The organism is Brachybacterium halotolerans, assembly GCF_016623465.1.
Lineage (GTDB): Bacteria > Actinomycetota > Actinomycetes > Actinomycetales > Dermabacteraceae > Brachybacterium > Brachybacterium halotolerans.
Map to the genome: position 1 here is coordinate 19770 of NZ_JAEDAJ010000004.1, position 14198 is coordinate 33967.

General features: G+C 71.0%; 15 protein-coding genes. 8 read left to right on the top strand and 7 right to left on the bottom strand.

Annotation, left to right across the window (positions count from 1 at the left end):
- Positions 1 to 7: 7 nt before the first annotated feature.
- Positions 8 to 1651: a type 2 periplasmic-binding domain-containing protein gene (locus I8D64_RS08660; RefSeq protein ID WP_200502110.1), complete on the top strand. Its 1644-nt coding sequence runs from the start codon at positions 8 to 10 to the stop codon at positions 1649 to 1651.
- Positions 1652 to 1863: 212 nt separating this feature from the next.
- Here I8D64_RS08660 and I8D64_RS08665 read toward each other — a convergent pair whose 3' ends face one another.
- Together I8D64_RS08665 and I8D64_RS08670 are read right to left on the bottom strand one after the other, a co-directional pair.
- A complete protein-coding gene (locus I8D64_RS08665) occupies positions 1864 to 3744 on the bottom strand; it encodes a glycoside hydrolase family 35 protein (RefSeq protein ID WP_200502111.1) in 1881 nt (626 codons plus the stop codon).
- A gap of 86 nt (positions 3745 to 3830) precedes the next feature.
- Positions 3831 to 4967: a GTP-binding protein gene (locus I8D64_RS08670; protein WP_200502112.1), complete on the bottom strand. Its 1137-nt coding sequence runs from the start codon at positions 4965 to 4967 to the stop codon at positions 3831 to 3833.
- Positions 4968 to 5023: 56 nt separating this feature from the next.
- Here I8D64_RS08670 and rpmB point away from each other — a divergent pair, with 56 nt between their 5' ends.
- The 5 genes from rpmB to ykgO all read left to right on the top strand — a co-directional run bounded on the left by rpmB (position 5024) and on the right by ykgO (position 6554).
- Positions 5024 to 5260 (top strand): 50S ribosomal protein L28, encoded by a 237-nt coding sequence (gene rpmB / locus I8D64_RS08675; protein WP_200502113.1) that lies wholly within the window; start codon positions 5024 to 5026, stop codon positions 5258 to 5260.
- 308 nt (positions 5261 to 5568) lie between these two features.
- Entirely contained in the window at positions 5569 to 5736 is a 168-nt protein-coding gene (gene rpmG / locus I8D64_RS08680) for a 50S ribosomal protein L33 (RefSeq protein ID WP_200502114.1), read from the top strand.
- Entirely contained in the window at positions 5736 to 6041 is a 306-nt protein-coding gene (gene rpsN / locus I8D64_RS08685) for a 30S ribosomal protein S14 (protein WP_200502115.1), read from the top strand. The genes rpmG and rpsN overlap by 1 nt, the downstream gene beginning before the upstream one ends.
- A 70-nt stretch (positions 6042 to 6111) precedes the next feature.
- Positions 6112 to 6435 carry a type B 50S ribosomal protein L31 gene (locus tag I8D64_RS08690; protein ID WP_200502116.1) on the top strand — a complete coding sequence of 108 codons (324 nt, stop codon included), beginning with the start codon at positions 6112 to 6114 and terminating at the stop codon, positions 6433 to 6435.
- Entirely contained in the window at positions 6432 to 6554 is a 123-nt protein-coding gene (gene ykgO, locus I8D64_RS08695; protein WP_200502117.1) for a type B 50S ribosomal protein L36, read from the top strand. Before I8D64_RS08690 ends, ykgO begins: the two co-directional genes overlap by 4 nt.
- A 264-nt stretch (positions 6555 to 6818) precedes the next feature.
- On the opposite strand, the gene I8D64_RS08700 is transcribed toward ykgO, so the two are convergent.
- The 4 genes from I8D64_RS08700 to I8D64_RS08715 all read right to left on the bottom strand — a co-directional run bounded on the left by I8D64_RS08700 (position 6819) and on the right by I8D64_RS08715 (position 10918).
- Entirely contained in the window at positions 6819 to 7781 is a 963-nt protein-coding gene (locus I8D64_RS08700) for a carbohydrate ABC transporter permease (RefSeq protein WP_200502118.1), read from the bottom strand.
- Positions 7778 to 8662: a carbohydrate ABC transporter permease gene (locus tag I8D64_RS08705; RefSeq protein WP_200502119.1), complete on the bottom strand. Its 885-nt coding sequence runs from the start codon at positions 8660 to 8662 to the stop codon at positions 7778 to 7780. Before I8D64_RS08705 ends, I8D64_RS08700 begins: the two co-directional genes overlap by 4 nt.
- Positions 8659 to 9993 carry an ABC transporter substrate-binding protein gene (locus I8D64_RS08710; RefSeq protein WP_200502120.1) on the bottom strand — a complete coding sequence of 445 codons (1335 nt, stop codon included), beginning with the start codon at positions 9991 to 9993 and terminating at the stop codon, positions 8659 to 8661. Before I8D64_RS08710 ends, I8D64_RS08705 begins: the two co-directional genes overlap by 4 nt.
- A gap of 184 nt (positions 9994 to 10177) precedes the next feature.
- On the bottom strand, positions 10178 to 10918 hold the full coding sequence (locus I8D64_RS08715) for a GAP family protein (RefSeq protein WP_200502121.1): 741 nt from the start codon (positions 10916 to 10918) through the stop codon (positions 10178 to 10180).
- A gap of 103 nt (positions 10919 to 11021) precedes the next feature.
- Between I8D64_RS08715 and I8D64_RS08720 the strand changes: the two genes are divergently transcribed.
- A complete protein-coding gene (locus tag I8D64_RS08720; RefSeq protein WP_200502122.1) occupies positions 11022 to 12293 on the top strand; it encodes a sensor histidine kinase in 1272 nt (423 codons plus the stop codon).
- A complete protein-coding gene (locus tag I8D64_RS08725; protein WP_200502123.1) occupies positions 12293 to 13003 on the top strand; it encodes a response regulator in 711 nt (236 codons plus the stop codon). The genes I8D64_RS08720 and I8D64_RS08725 overlap by 1 nt, the downstream gene beginning before the upstream one ends.
- Before the next feature lie 17 nt (positions 13004 to 13020).
- Here I8D64_RS08725 and I8D64_RS08730 read toward each other — a convergent pair whose 3' ends face one another.
- Positions 13021 to 14052, bottom strand: a complete 1032-nt coding sequence (locus I8D64_RS08730; protein WP_200502124.1) for a hypothetical protein — start codon at positions 14050 to 14052, stop codon at positions 13021 to 13023.
- Between the last annotated feature and the right edge of the window lie 146 nt (positions 14053 to 14198).

Sequence of the window (14198 nt, forward strand, 5' to 3'; positions counted from 1 at the left end):
ACACACCATGAGCTTCGAGATCGGACGTCGCCGGCTCCTCGCCGCAGGAGGCGCCGCCGCGGTCGCCGTCGGCGCCGGCGCCTGCACCGCGAGCTCCAGCCGGTCGGGCGGCGCCAAGAAGTCGGCCGAGGTCGAACTGCCCACCTACAAGGCGCTCGACGGCCTCGCACCGGATCTGAAGGGCAACGAGAAGGGCCTGCACAACGTCTTCCTGAAGGCGCCCGAGAAGCTGCTGCGGACGACCGAGAAGAAGCCGATCACCTCGGGCACGATCTCGGCACTCACCCAGACCTTCGCGACGCCCCCGCCGCCCATGAAGTCCAACCCGTTCTGGAAGAACCTGAACTCGGAGCTCGGCGGCACGCTGGACATGCAGGTCGTCATCGACTCCTACCCGGACAAGTTCGCGACGATCCTGGCCTCCGGCGACCTGCCGGACCTCATGTGGGTCCCGCCGAACCAGGGCATCCCGAACATCGGCCCGATGCTCGAGTCCCAGTTCACCGACCTCACGGAATACCTCTCGGGCGATGCCGTCCTGGAGTGGAAGAACCTCGCAGCGCTCACTCCGAGCTCGTGGCGCACCGCCGTGGTCAACGGCAAGATCTGGGGCGCGCCGATCCCCTCGACCCCGTTCGGCCAGGTCTACCTGGGCAATCCCGAGGTCTGGAAGGAGGTCGGCGGCTTCCAGTCGAACGACGCCGACGAGTTCCTCGAGAAGTGCAAGGACGTGTCGATCAGGGGGAAGCGCTGGGCGCTCGAGCCGTTCCTGCCCAACGCCTTCCACATGTTCGGCGAATGGTTCGGCGTGCCCACGGGCTACCGCGTGAACGAGGACCGCACGCTCACCGCCTCGCAGCAGACCGACGAGTACCTCGAGACGCTGGAGTACGCGCAGAAGGTCTTCAAGGCCGGCGTGTTCTACCCGGACCTGAACCTCGCCGAGTCCTCGCAGTACTTCGCCAACGGCACGATCGGTGCGATCGTCTCCGTCGGTCCCCGCGGCGCCTCCGAGTACCGCCACTACAACAAGGACCTGCTGGCCGACATCCTCATCCCCTTCCCTGCGGACGCGGACCGCACCCAGGTCTACGACATGGGCTACGGGACCGTGGGCTTCACGCCGTTGAAGAAGACCGACGACGAGAAGAAGATCCGGGAGCTGCTGGACCTCATCAATTACCTCTCGGCGCCCTTCGGCACCGAGGAGTACATGACGGTCAACTGGGGCCGCGAGGGCCAGGAGTACGAGGTCGAGGACGGCAACTACGTCCTCACCAAAGACGGCGAGACCAACGTGCCCGGGCTCCAGAGCGCTCTGCAGATCATGGCAGCCGGCGAGGGCGTCGTCTACAACCCGATCGCCGACGACTCCGAGTACATCTACGCGCAGGAGAAGAAGCTGCTCGAGCACGCCTCGCAGTCCCCGATCAAGGGGCTGTACTCGGACACGGCCTCCTCCAAGGGCACGGAGCTCAGCACGCGCCTGAACGACGTGCGCGACGACGTCATCCAGGGCCGCAAGACCATCGACGACTTCACGAAGGCGCTCAAGGCCTGGGAGGACGGCGGCGGCAAGAAGATCCTCGAGGAGTATGCCGAGGTGCTCCCCGCGGACGTCCCTGTCACCAAGGACCCGAAGAAGAAGTGACGACCTGACCCGGGTGGGCCGGCGAGTCGGCTCCGGGTCATGCACCGACGATGCCCAGGTTCTATGGCAGGAATGTCTGATTCTTGATAGAGAACCTGGGCATCGTCGCTCGGTGGGCGAGTCGGGTCGCTCCATGGACGGGCGAGTCGGGTCGGTGGGGGCGGTGGGATCGGGAGTCGGACGGTGAGGCGTCCCGGTCGCAGGCGCCGCGGTCAGTCGAACAGCGGCCGGTCCACCAGGCCGAGGCGGCTCGGCACCCGATCGAGATCCAGCAGCAGCACCTCGTTGCGGCCCTCCCGGATCCAGGGCGAGGGCACGTAGAGCGACTGCTGCGGCCCGACGCTCCAGTAGCGACCGACGCAGTGACCGTTGACGTATGCGACGCCGTGGCCCGCAGCGGAGACGTCGAGGTGGACATCGGCCGACCTCTCGGCCTCGAAGGAGGCGACGGCGAGGACGGGCAGATCTTCCGCGCCGGCGGGGGCCGGCGAGGCGTGGGCCGCGGCGGCGATCCCGGCGAGCTCCTCCCCCATCTCCTCGAGCGGCCAGGGATCGGCCTCCCAGTCGCCGAGGAAGCGCACGCGGTCCCAGACGCCGCGCAGGATGCCTTTGCGTCCTCCCAGGCATGGGCCGAAGTTCACGCGTCCCAGGTTCTCCACGAGGATCTCGACGCGCACCGTGCGGTGCCCGCCCTCGGGCAGCAGTCGGTCCACGAACGGCGCGAGCTCGACGACGGCGGGATCGGTCTCCCCGGCCAGGCTCCCGTCGACCGCGCCCTGCGCGCCGATGCCCGCGGAGCCGACGGCGACCCCGTCGACGTAGACCCACGCGCGGTCGGCGAGGCCGAAGAGCTTCAGGGGCGCAAGGGTCCGGGTGCCGTCGGCGCGGTCGGAGGCCTCGATCTCGACGTCCCGTGAATACCGGAGGATCCCGCGTTCGAGGCCGAGGTCCTCGAAGGCGGGCGGCACGACGTGGGTGGGAGCGGTGCGGGTGAAGCGCTCGGCGGCGCGCAGCGGCACCACGCGCTCTATCCGCGCCTGGCGCGCGCCCAGCGCGGCCGGCTCCGCGTCGAGGCCCAACTCGGCCAGCTGCTCGGTGAGCGGGGGCAGGTCCCGATGGCGGCCGATGACCTCGCGGAAGGCGTGGAACTTCTCGGTGAGACGGCCGTCCTCGGCGATCGGGGCGTCGTAGTCGTAGCTCGTGGTCGTGGGCTGCAGGACGCCGTCGTGGTTCGCCCCCGCGGTGAGCCCGAAGTTCGTGCCGCCCAGCGCCATGTAGAAGTTCACGCTCATGCCGGCCGCGAGCATGTCCTCGAGCTCCGCGGCGGCGCTGCCCGCGTCCCTGCTGTGGTGCTCCTCGCCCCAGTGGTCGAACCAGCCGTTCCAGAACTCCATGCACATCAGGGGCTGTGCCGGCAGCTCGCGCGCCGCCATCTCGAGGACGTCCCGCGTGCGGGAGCCGAAGTTGACGGTGGCCAGCGCGCCGTCGATCGTCCCGGCGGTCAGCCACATCCGCGCGGGGCCGTCGGACGTCACCAGCAGCTCCTCGATGCCGCGGGCGCGCAGGCCGTCGCGCAGGTGCGCGAGATAGAGGGTGTCGTCGCCGTAGGAGCCGTACTCGTTCTCGACCTGCACCATCACCACGTTGCCGCCGCGGCACACCTGTCGCTGCGCGATCACGGGGATCAGGTGGTCGAACCAGTCGTCGACGAGCCGCAGGTAGGCCTCGTCGTGCACACGCAGGCGCATCGCGCGGTCGCGCAGCACCCAGCCGGGGAAGCCGCCGTTCTCCCACTCGGCGCAGATGAAGGGTCCCGGCCGCACGATCGCGTCCAGCCCCTCCTCGGCCGCGATGTCGAGGAAGCCGCCGAGGTCGGCGATGCCCTCGAAGGTGACCGTCCCGGGATCGGGCTGGTGGATGTTCCAGGCGACGTACGTCTCGACGGTGTCGCAGCCCATGGCGACGAGGCGGCGCAGCCGGTCGCGCCACTGATCAGGGTGGACGCGGAAATAGTGGATCGCGCCGGAGACGATCCGGTGGGGCTCGCCCCCGCGGAGGAAGCCGTCAGGGGTGGGCTCGAGCAGGGCAGGCATCGTCGGGAGTCCTCTCGGTGAACCGTTCTACGAGCCCCAGTCTTCCACGGTCCGGTGCGGGGCGAGCCGCCGCTCGCCCCGCACCGTCAGGCGGCGGCCTCGCGCTCCCCGAGCCACGGGGCGAGCCGGTCCTCGACACCGAGCCACGGGGCGAGTCCGTCGGCCCATTCCTCCGGGGTGAGAAGGATACGACCGAAGGCGCGGCGCACGCGCTCGGCGTCGGCCGGCCCCATGCCCGTGACGACGAGCCGGGTGGTGGGCAGCTCGCGGCCGGCGTCGGCGACAGCACCGATCGAGACCTGGCCGCCGGCGCCGTCCCACTGGCAGATCGTGCCGGGACGGTCGGGGACCCAGAAGCGGCCGCGGCCGCGCAGCCGGCCCGCGCCGAGCTCCTCGATGTGCTCGAGGAGACGATCCGGATGGAAGGGCCGGTCGGAGCTCAGGTCCAGGGTCCAGGTGCCGTGCGCGGTGGGGCCGCCGTAGGGGGACACGCGCCGGGGGTCGCGGCGCGCCTCCGCCCGCGCTCGGGAGTGGCGGCCCAGCAGCAGGGTCTTGGGGTGCAGCGTGTGCATCGAGGCGGCGACCTGCTGCTCGGGTGCACGGAGGTGCTCGATGAGTTCACGAGCGGTGCCGTCGGCCCCGTCCAGGACCAGCAGGTCGGCGTACTCGATCTGGGCGGCGAGCGCCTCGCCCACGGCGCGTTCGTCGCCGTCGGCCCACTGCAGACCGCGCTCGGCGAGGGTGTCGTCCTCGAGCAGGTCGTGCACGGCGGTGCGCGTGTCGACCACGGCGGCCGAGGCCCCCAGGTGCCAACCCTGCCGGCCGGGCAGGATGGTGCGCACGACCACCTCAGGATCGGCGCTGATCGGCGGGGCGAGCAGCAGCCCGTTCCAGCGGCTCTCGGAGGCGAGGCGCGCGAGCAGAGGGATCGCGTCCTCGCGCATGGCGCAGGAGACGCAGGGGTGGTCGAGCTCGACGAGCGAGTCGTCGATCACGCGCTCGGCGTCGCCGAGGACGCGGCGCAGCGCGCCGTGCTCGGCGTCGACGTCGTAGCGCAGGGCGAGCATGCCGGGGCGCTCGAGCAGGAGGCTCGTGACCAGCACGTCCCTCAGGACCGGGTCGATCGAGGAGATCAGGCTGACCGGAAGGGAGCCGGTATCGGGCACGGGGCGGAGCGGCCCGTGGGCGCCGGGGCCGCCGTGTGCGGCATCGTTCGCGGACATCGGTCGCGACCTCACTTCTTGACGAGAATGATTATCAGTAGCTAGTCTGCTCCATCATGACCCAACGTTGTCAAGTCACCGGCGCCGTGCCGCGGATGGGACGGAACGTCTCCCACTCCCACCGCCGCACGCCCCGCCGCTTCAGCCCGAACATCCAGCACAAGAAGTACTTCGTCCCCTCGCTCGGCCGCACCGTGCGGCTGACCCTCTCGGCCAAGGGCATCAAGATCATCGACCAGCGCGGCATCGACGCGGTGGTGCAGGAGATGCGCGCGCGGGGCGAGAAGGTCTGAGGGCCGAGGGGCCGAGGAACCAGCGGGCCGAGGGGCCGTGGGTCCATGGGTCCGACGGCGATGTGACGTGCGAGCACCTCTGACATCGAGACGGGGTCGCCGGGCGTCGTACCGGGCACGGAAGGAACGGGGCGCGCGATCTCATGCAGGCGGCCCCGCCTCCGCCGAGTCGAGCACCGCGTCGCGCAGAGCCCTCGCGGCCCCGCTCCTCGATCTCCAGTCCTCACCACCCCCGCGCGGGGCCGTCTGCCAGCGGCCCGCGGCCCGCGCATCCCGATCCACCCATCACGACCCGCAGGAGGGCACCCATGAGTCGTCGCAACGACGTCCGCCAGACCGTGAAGATGCGTTCCACGGCAGGTACCGGTTTCACGTACATGACCACCAAGAACAGGCGGAACACCCCCGACCGCCTCACCATGCGCAAGTTCGATCCGCGCGTGCGCGAGGTCGTCGAGTTCCGGGAGGAGCGCTGATGGCCAAGACCTCGAAGATCGCAGCCGACGCGCGCCGACGCGCCGTCGTCGCCAAGCACGCCGAGCGCCGGGCCGCCCTCAAGCGGACCCTCAAGGACCCGGCCTCCTCGCCCGAGGAGCGCGCCGACGCCCAGCGGGCCCTGCAGACGCTCCCCCGCGACGCGAGCCCGACGCGCCTGCGCAACCGCGACGCGATCGACGGCCGCCCCCGCGGCCATCTGCGCCGCTTCGGCCTCTCGCGCGTCCGCTTCCGGGCCGCCGCCCACCGCGGCGAGCTGCCCGGCATCACCAAGTCCAGCTGGTGAGCCGCGGCCGTCGGCCGATGCGCCGGCGGCCCGACCCGCCCATCCCCCTGCCACCTCGAAGGAGGCCCGCATGAAGAACGGCATCCACCCCGACTACCACCACGTCGTGTTCCGCGACGCGGGGGCCGGTCATTCGTTCCTGACCCGCTCGACCGTCACCTCGGACAAGACCGTGCTCTGGGACGACGGCCGCGAGTACCCCGTCATCGACGTGGAGATCTCGTCCGCCTCGCACCCCTTCTACACGGGCAGCGCCCGCGTGGTCGACACCGCCGGTCGCGTCGAGAAGTTCCGCCGCCGCTACGGCTCGAAGACCGCGGGCGCGCAGAGCGCAGACCCGCAGAGTGTCGGCTCTCGGAACGCCGACGCATCCACCCAGGAGGCCACCCGATGAAGGTCCGCAACTCGCTGCGCGCGCTGAAGAACCTGCCCGGATCGCAGGTGGTCCGTCGTCGCGGGCGCACCTACGTGATCAACAAGAGGAACCCCCGCCTGAAGGCCCGACAGGGCTGACCCGGAGGACGTCGCGGCCCGTATCCGAGCGTCGGTGCGGGTCTGCGGACCATTCACGCCCCCGAAATTTTGCCACCCCCCGCCCCCCCCCGGGGGGGGCCCCCCGACCCCCTGCGGGGCGGGCCGCCGGCCCCGCGACGTTGTGAGGGCGGCGAGCCAGGAGAGTGGACTCTCTTGGCTCGCCGCCCTCACATCTTCGGGTGCGGCGGCACCCCTGCGGCTCCGCGGAAGCGCCACGGCGGCCCCCGCGGAGGGCGCCGGGCATCAGCCCTTGACGGACCCCTCGGTGAGGCCGCCGCGCCAGAAGCGCTGCAGCACGATGATGAGGATCGCCAGCGGGATCACCGAGAGCAGCGCGCCGCCCACGGTGAGCTGGTAGAACTCCGGCAGACGATCGGTCTGGGCCCGCCAGTTGTTCAGGCCCAGGGTGATCGGGTAGAGCTTCTCGTCGGCCAGCATGACCAGCGGCAGGAAGTAGTTGTTCCAGATCGCGACGAACTGGAACAGCAGGATCGTCACGATCGCCGGCACCAGCTGGCGCAGCACGATCGTGTGGAAGATCCGCATCTCGCTCGCGCCGTCCATGCGGGCGGCCTCGAGGACCTCGTCAGGGATGGCCGCGCTCGCGTAGATGCGGGCGAGGAACAGGCCGAAGGGGCTCAGCAGCGAGGGGATCAGCACCGACCAGTAGGTGTTGGTGAGCCCGATCTTGCTGAACACGAGGAACAGCGGCAGCGCGGTTGCGGTGCCGGGCACCAGCACCCCGCCCAGGACGAACGCGAAGATCGCGTTGCGGCCGGGGAACTCGAACTTGGCCAGGGCATACCCGGCGGCCACGGCGAAGTAGCACGCGAAGACCGCGCCCACCCCGGAGTAGAGCAGCGAGTTCAGCGCCCAGCGCGGGAACGCGCCGCCGTTGGCGGTGAGCACGTCGCCCAGGTTCGAGAACAGCTGGAAGCTGTTGCCCAGCCAGAAGCCGTTCGTGCCGAACAGGTCCTCGGTCGACTTCGTGGCGTTGACGATCACCCAGTACACGGGCACCAGGAAGTACAGCGCGACGATCACCAGGATCGCGGTGACGATGATGGTGGTGGTCGGCTTGGTACCGGCGGTGCGGGACTCGCGGGCCGCCTTGCCGGGCTTCGTGCGCTTCGAGGTCGCGCCGGGTGTGCCGGCGCCCCCGGTCGAGTGCGCGGACGATCCCTGCGTCTGCGTCGAGGTGCTCATGACTTCCTCCCCAGACGGTTGGAGATGCCCAGTGCGGCGGCCGAGAGGATGAACGCGGCGAGGGCGATGATGACCGCCTCGGCCGAGGCCATGCCCAGGTCGTTGTACTGGAACGCGTAGGCGTAGGCGGACAGGTTCGGGGTGTACTCCGAGTTGATGCCGGAGCTCATCGAGGAGAGCACCTGCGGCTCGGCGAACAGCTGCAGCGTCCCGATGATCGAGAAGATGATCGTGAGCATCAGCGCCGGGCGGATCAGCGGCAGCTGGATCGAGGTGACCACGCGCAGCGGCCCGGCCCCGTCGATCTTCGCGGCCTCGTAGATGTCACCGGGGATCGCCTTCAGCTGGGCAATGATGATGAGCATGTTGTAACCCGTGTAGGTCCAGGTCACGATGTTCGCGATCGACCACAGCACCATGTTCGGACCCAGGAAGTCGACGTCGATGCCGACCCATCCCAACGCGTCCACGATCGGGCTGAGGCCCGGGACGTAGAGGAAGGACCAGAGGATCGTCGCGATCACGCCGGGGATGCCGTAGGGCAGGAAGTAGGCGGCGCGGAACAGGCCCGGCCACCTCGCGCTCGCGCTCTCCAGCAGCAGGGCGAGGATCGTCGAGGCGACGATCATGACGGTCACCTGCACGACGCCGAAGGCCAGCATCCGCAGGATCGAGTCGGTGAAGTTCTGGTTGGTCAGGGCCGCGAGGTAGTTCTCCAGCCCCGCGAAGCGGCTGACGGCGCCGTCCTCGCCGACCAGCCCCGTGCGCTGCACGGTGAGGAAGGACTGGACGATCGCGATGATGATCGGCAGCACCATGGTGAACAGGAACAGCAGCAGGAAGGGCGCCATCAGCACCCAGGGAGCGCTCTTGCTTCTCATTTGGCGATCTCCACCTTCAGGCCGATCTTGCGCATGATCTCGGCGATGTCGTCCTGGGCCTGCGGGAGCATCTTGGTGAAGGTGCTGCCCCCGCCGACGACGTCGAGCATGCCGTCGCCGAGGCGGTCGATGATCCGCTGCATGAGCGGCGCCCAGGTCCAGTCAAGGTTCTGGCCCTTGGCCATCGGCTCGATGACGTCGACGTTGTAGTTCTGTCCGGAGAAGAAGTCGCTGGCCTTCTCGCGGGTCTTGCCGATGTAGTCGGCGGCCGGGGACCAGCCGATGCCCGAGTTCTTGATCATGGCGTCGATGCCGTCGGGGTCGGTGCACATCCAGCGCAGGAACTCGAGGGCCTCGGCCGGGTGCTCGCTCGTGGACAGGACCGCGGCCGAGGAGCCGCCGAGCCCGCCGGAGGCGTACCCGTCGTCCCAGCGGGGCATGTCGGCCACGGCCCACTTGCCCTTGCCGCCGGGGACGGTCTCGATGAGGGCGTCGCCCCACGAGCCGCCGACGTAGGAGAGCACGTCGCCCTTGCCCGCCGCGGCGTACCACGGCGTCGAGAACGCGCCGTAGCCGGTGGAGACGAGCTTGTCCGCGAAGATGCCGTCCCAGAAGTCGGCCATCTCCATGGTGGGGTCGTCGGCCATGTTCAGCACCCAGGTGTCGTCCTGGGGCTCGAACCAGACGGACCCCTTCTGCATGGCCCACATCGGCAGCACGGAGCCGTCGCCCGGGTCGAGCGTCATGATCGTCTTACCGGCCTTGGAGACCTCCTCGGCGACGGTGCGGAACTCGTCCCAGGTCTTCGGCGGCGTCAGGCCGAGGTCGCCCTCGAAGACGTCCTTGTTGAAGAACATCGCGCCGGGCCCGGTGTCCTGCGGGACGGCCCACAGCGAGTCGCCGACCTTGATCTGGGCGAAGGCCCCGGGGTCGAAGGCCTTCTCGTCGTCAGCGAGGCCGTAGCGCGAGAGGTCCGTGAGCGCGCCGGCGAGGGCGAACTCGGGGACGCTGCGCAGCTCGACCTGGGCGATGTCCGGGCCTCCGCCCGCGGCGACGGCACTGAGGATCTTGGCGTAGCCGCCGGCGTTGCCGCCGGGGATCCAGGTGGCGTTGACCGTGATGCGGTCCTGCGAGGCGTTGAACTTGTCGGCGACCTTCTGGAGGTCCTTCAGCCAGGCCCAATATGTCAGGGTGACGGGCCCGTCCGACGGAGGGATGACCGCTTCCGCGTTCACCTTCCCGGCGCCGGTGGGGGCACATGCCGCGAGGCCCGCGGCGAGGGCTGCTGCGCCCCCGGCGAGGGCCGTGCGGCGTGGCACGAGCGGTCTCATGGATACTCCTCTTCCTTGCGAAGTCGAGGCCCACATTAGCGCTCGGCGACTATTTGTGGGGCGCCGCAAAGAGCCCGGAGTTGCGCATCGGTGGCGCGCAGAGCTTCCGCAGGTCCGCGACCTCGTGATCGTTCACGACGGGGTGGCGTGATTCACACCCGCGGAAGGTCCTCACCGCACCGCTTCACCCGATGCCGAGCACGTCCAGCACCGTTCCCAGGTTCCGCAGCAGGAGGATCACGCCGACGATCCCGACCACCCACGAGAGGGTCTCGGCGGCGCTGCGGATCGCCCAGTCGTGCAGGCGCTGGAGCAGACGATCGGCGTGGGCACCGGCGAGCGCGCGCATGCCCGCGAGCACGAGGCCGGGCAGGATCATCACCGCGCAGTAGCCGTCCAGCACGAGCGCGCCGCTCGCGAAGCCGAGCCCCATCTGCCCGATGATCCCCATCGCCGCGAGGTACGGGAGCATCGACGCGGCTTCGATGACACCGGCGAGGAGGGCGAGGCCGACGAGGGCCCGCGGTCTCCCTGCCGCCGACCTCACCCGCTCCGACCAGCGGCGCGCGGAGGCCTCGGGGTCCCCGCCGCGCTTGCGGATCGACTTCGGGTCGAGGCGGAAGGACCAGGCGAGCAGTCCGGCGCCGACCGCCGCCAGGGCGACGGCGGCCGCCGGAGTCTCCAGGAGGCCCTGGGCGGACTGCATGAGCGGCAGCAGCCCGGCCAGCAGGACCAGACCGAGCACGAGGTAGAAGACCCCGATGACCAGGAGGTACAGCACGGTGCGGCCGGCCACGCGACGCGCGCCGCCCTGCCCGAGGACGAGCAGCATCGCGGGGATCACGAGGGTCCCCACGGACGTCGAGTCGACGAGTGCGAGCACCACCAGTCCGAGCGGTCCCGCGGCGTGGGTCAGAGCGTCCATGGGTTCCAGGCTTCCGGTCCCGCGGGACCGGTGCGTCATCCCTTGGTGCTGGACGCCTCGATCACCGGTGCCGGCCCTCGACGCGCCGTCTAGCCTCGTGGGCATGGAATCCGGTCCCGAGCGCGCACCGTGGTCACCGCGCCGCGATGTGCTCGTCGCGGCGCTCTACGTGGTCGTCGTGGTGATGCTCGGCGGCATCGGCGGCCTCGGGATCGGCGCCCAGGGTCTGCTGGCGCAGGGGCCGCTGTGGTCGAACGGCACGTCGATCGCGCTGCTCGTGCCCGCGGCGCTCGCGACGGCGCTGCGGCACCGGGCGCCGGCGGTGACCCTGGTCGTGACCGGCACCCTCTCCTGCGCGGAGGTGCTGGGCGGTTCCACGATCGGCGGCTACGTGCTGCTCTTCGAGGCGCTGTGGTCGCCGGTGGCCTACGGGTCCCGGCGCCTGGCGCGCGTGACGAGCGGCGCCGGGGCCGCGATCTCGATCGCGATGGTCGCCGTGACCTCCACCTGGCCGCAGCCGGGCCCGTCGATCGTGGTGGGGCTGCTGCTGATCGTCGTGGTCGTCGGCACTCCCCTCGCCTGGGGCTGGGAGGTGCGGCACCTGCACCTGGCGCGGGCGACGGCGGAGCGCCTCGCCTCGGCCGAGCAGGAGCTCGCGGCCGAGCGGGCGGAGCGGGCGGTGGAGACCGAGCGACGCCGCCTGGCCCAGGACCTGCACGACGTGCTGTCCGGGCACCTCAGCGCCGTCGCGCTGCACGCGGGGCTCGCCGCACAGCTGCCCTCGGCGGACGCGCGCGAGCGCTCGCTCGCCACCACCCGGGACTCGGCGCAGGCGGCGCTGCGCGACCTGCGCTCGGTGATCACGATGCTCACCGACGAGAACGCGGTCGAACCTGAAGTGACGCTCAGCTGGGATGCGCTCGCGGCGCGGCTCGATGCAGGGGAGCACGCGGCAGACACCGTCGGCCGTGCCGACGGGGCCGACGGGCCCGACGGGCCCGACGGCCGCAGTGTCGTGCACGTCGACCCGGCGGTCGAGGATCCGGCGCGCGTGGATCCGACGCTGCGGGCGGCGCTGCTGCGGATCGGCGCGGAGGCCGTCGCGAACGCCCTCGCCCACGGCCGGGCGCCGCGCCGGCTGCATGTCGTCGCGGACGCCGACGCCGTCGACCTGATCTGCACCAACGCGTTCGTCCCCGGCCATGTCCGCGCCGACGACTCCCCCGGGCTCGGGCTCACCACGATGCGCTCGCGCGCCCTCGCCGTCGGCGGATCCCTCAACGCCGGACCCGACGCCACCGACCCGAGGACCTGGCGCGTCGAGGTCCGGGTCCCGATACGGGATCACTCCCCGCTCACGACGGAGGTCACCTGATGTCCGACGCCCCCACCTCGACCTCCGCCCGCGAGGAGCCGGAGACGCCGATCCGCGTGCTCGTGGCCGACGACCACCCGGCGGTGCGCGCGGGGCTCGTCGCCCTGCTGGAGGCCGATCCGAGCACCGAGGTCGTCGCCCAGGCGGACGACGGCGACGCCGCCGTGCGGCATGCACGGGCCCAGCGCCCTGACGTGGCGCTGACCGATGTGCGCATGCCCGGGGCGACCGGCATCGAGATCACTCCGGCACTGCGCGGGACCGGCGCCCGGGTGCTCGTCATCTCCGCCTTCGACCTCGACTCCTATGTGCTGGGCGCGCTCGCCGCAGGGGCCGACGGATACCTCGTGAAGACGGAGGAGCCCCGGAGGATTCTGGAGGCCGTACACGCCGTGGCCAGCGGTGACGCCATCCTCTCTCCCGCTGCGCTGCGCGCGGTGGTCGCCGCGCTGCGCAGCGTGACACCCCGGGACGCTCCCGCTCGCGACGAGCCGGCCCCGACGCCGGGCCCACCACCCGGGGTCGAGCTCACGCGACGGGAGGGCGAGGTGCTGCGGCTGCTCGCCGACGGGATGTCGAACCAGCAGATCGCGAGGGAGCTCGTGGTCGAGGTGACCACCGTGAAGACTCACATCACGCACGTGCTCAGCAAGCTGCAGGTCGAGTCCCGCGTGCAGGCCGCGCTGTGGTGGCAGCGGCATCGGGGGTGACCGCGTCCTGCTGAGACTCACTGCCCGGTGCCGGAGCCGCTGCCGGAGCCGCTGCCGGACCCCGATCCGGATCCGGATCCGGATCCGCCGGAGTTCCCCGACCCTGCCGACCCGTCACCGCTCCCGGTGCCCGAACCGTCACCCGACGAGCCGTCACCGGACCCGGAGCCCCCACCGCTGCCCGTGCCCGAGTCGCTGTCCGAGTCGCCGTTCGAGGAGCCCCCTCCGAAGGGGCCCCATCCCTTCGAGTCACCCGAGTCCGTGTCGGTGCTGTCACCGTCGGTCGAATCACCGGTCGTCGAGGAGTCGTCGTCGCTCGTGGATCCGTCGGTCGTGGAGGAGTCGTCTCCCGAGGAGGACGAGTCATCGCGCGAGGAGACGTGCGCGGTGCCGGTGACGCTGCGCTGGATCTGCCCGGTGCCGGGCGAGAGCTCCGCGCCCATGACACGCTGGATGCCGAACACCGCGACGATGCCGATCACGCCGATCGCCACAGCCATGCCGATGACCTTCAGCAGTCGTGAGCGCGGGGCCGATCCGGCTGCGACGCCCGAGGCCGCTCCCTCCTCGGCTCCGCCGGCGACGGCGGACCCGGCCGACGGCGTGCGGGAGGACGACCTCGCGCCGGAGCGCGGGTCGCCGGGTCGGATGCCGCTGCGCTGCACCTCGCGCAGCTTTCGACGACTGGTGTTGACGGAGTCGGTGTAGAAAGCGAGGACCGCGGCGGAGACCACGGACGTGAGCGCCGCACCCAGCACGGTGCCGGCCACGCCCAGCTGACCGCCGACCACCGAGGCCGCGGCCGCCGCGGCACCGCTGCCGATGAGTCCCGAGGGCGAGAGCTTCTTGATCTGCGACTCGCCCCCCTGATCGCCGCCGGAGCCGTTGTGCGCACCATGTCCGGATCGTGCGCCCAGGGGAGGATCCCCGGCTCCGAGGCCTGTCTCCGAGCGCGTGGAGGAGATGTGCGCGGGCGCGCCCGGCGCGCGGTGGGGAACGCCCTGGCCATCCCCCGGGGACTGCGCAGGGTCATGCGTCGTGGGTGTCATGCGGGGATTGTCGCGCCGCTCCGTCCGCGTTCGCGACGACCACCCTCACAGTTTCCTGAGGACGCCGGAGAAATGGCGGTGACCAGCGCGTTCCGTGGCACATGAAGCGCCTCACAGATGCTCTGCGAGTGATGCTCCGCGCGCGG

Bases quoted from the DNA above. Each gene is read 5' to 3' on its own strand.
- I8D64_RS08715 (WP_200502121.1), bottom strand. From the start codon at position 10,918: ATGGACGCTCTGACCCACGCCGCGGGACCGCTCGGACTGGTGGTGCTC.
- I8D64_RS08730 (WP_200502124.1), bottom strand. From the start codon at position 14,052: ATGACACCCACGACGCATGACCCTGCGCAGTCCCCGGGGGATGGCCAG.
- ykgO (WP_200502117.1), top strand. From the start codon at position 6,432: ATGAAGGTCCGCAACTCGCTGCGCGCGCTGAAGAACCTGCCCGGATCG.
- I8D64_RS08665 (WP_200502111.1), bottom strand. From the start codon at position 3,744: ATGCCTGCCCTGCTCGAGCCCACCCCTGACGGCTTCCTCCGCGGGGGC.
- I8D64_RS08705 (WP_200502119.1), bottom strand. From the start codon at position 8,662: ATGAGAAGCAAGAGCGCTCCCTGGGTGCTGATGGCGCCCTTCCTGCTG.
- I8D64_RS08670 (WP_200502112.1), bottom strand. From the start codon at position 4,967: ATGTCCGCGAACGATGCCGCACACGGCGGCCCCGGCGCCCACGGGCCG.
- I8D64_RS08690 (WP_200502116.1), top strand. From the start codon at position 6,112: ATGAAGAACGGCATCCACCCCGACTACCACCACGTCGTGTTCCGCGAC.
- I8D64_RS08725 (WP_200502123.1), top strand. From the start codon at position 12,293: ATGTCCGACGCCCCCACCTCGACCTCCGCCCGCGAGGAGCCGGAGACG.
- rpmB (WP_200502113.1), top strand. From the start codon at position 5,024: ATGACCCAACGTTGTCAAGTCACCGGCGCCGTGCCGCGGATGGGACGG.
- I8D64_RS08710 (WP_200502120.1), bottom strand. From the start codon at position 9,993: ATGAGACCGCTCGTGCCACGCCGCACGGCCCTCGCCGGGGGCGCAGCA.
- I8D64_RS08700 (WP_200502118.1), bottom strand. From the start codon at position 7,781: ATGAGCACCTCGACGCAGACGCAGGGATCGTCCGCGCACTCGACCGGG.
- I8D64_RS08660 (WP_200502110.1), top strand. From the start codon at position 8: ATGAGCTTCGAGATCGGACGTCGCCGGCTCCTCGCCGCAGGAGGCGCC.
- rpsN (WP_200502115.1), top strand. From the start codon at position 5,736: ATGGCCAAGACCTCGAAGATCGCAGCCGACGCGCGCCGACGCGCCGTC.
- rpmG (WP_200502114.1), top strand. From the start codon at position 5,569: ATGAGTCGTCGCAACGACGTCCGCCAGACCGTGAAGATGCGTTCCACG.
- I8D64_RS08720 (WP_200502122.1), top strand. From the start codon at position 11,022: ATGGAATCCGGTCCCGAGCGCGCACCGTGGTCACCGCGCCGCGATGTG.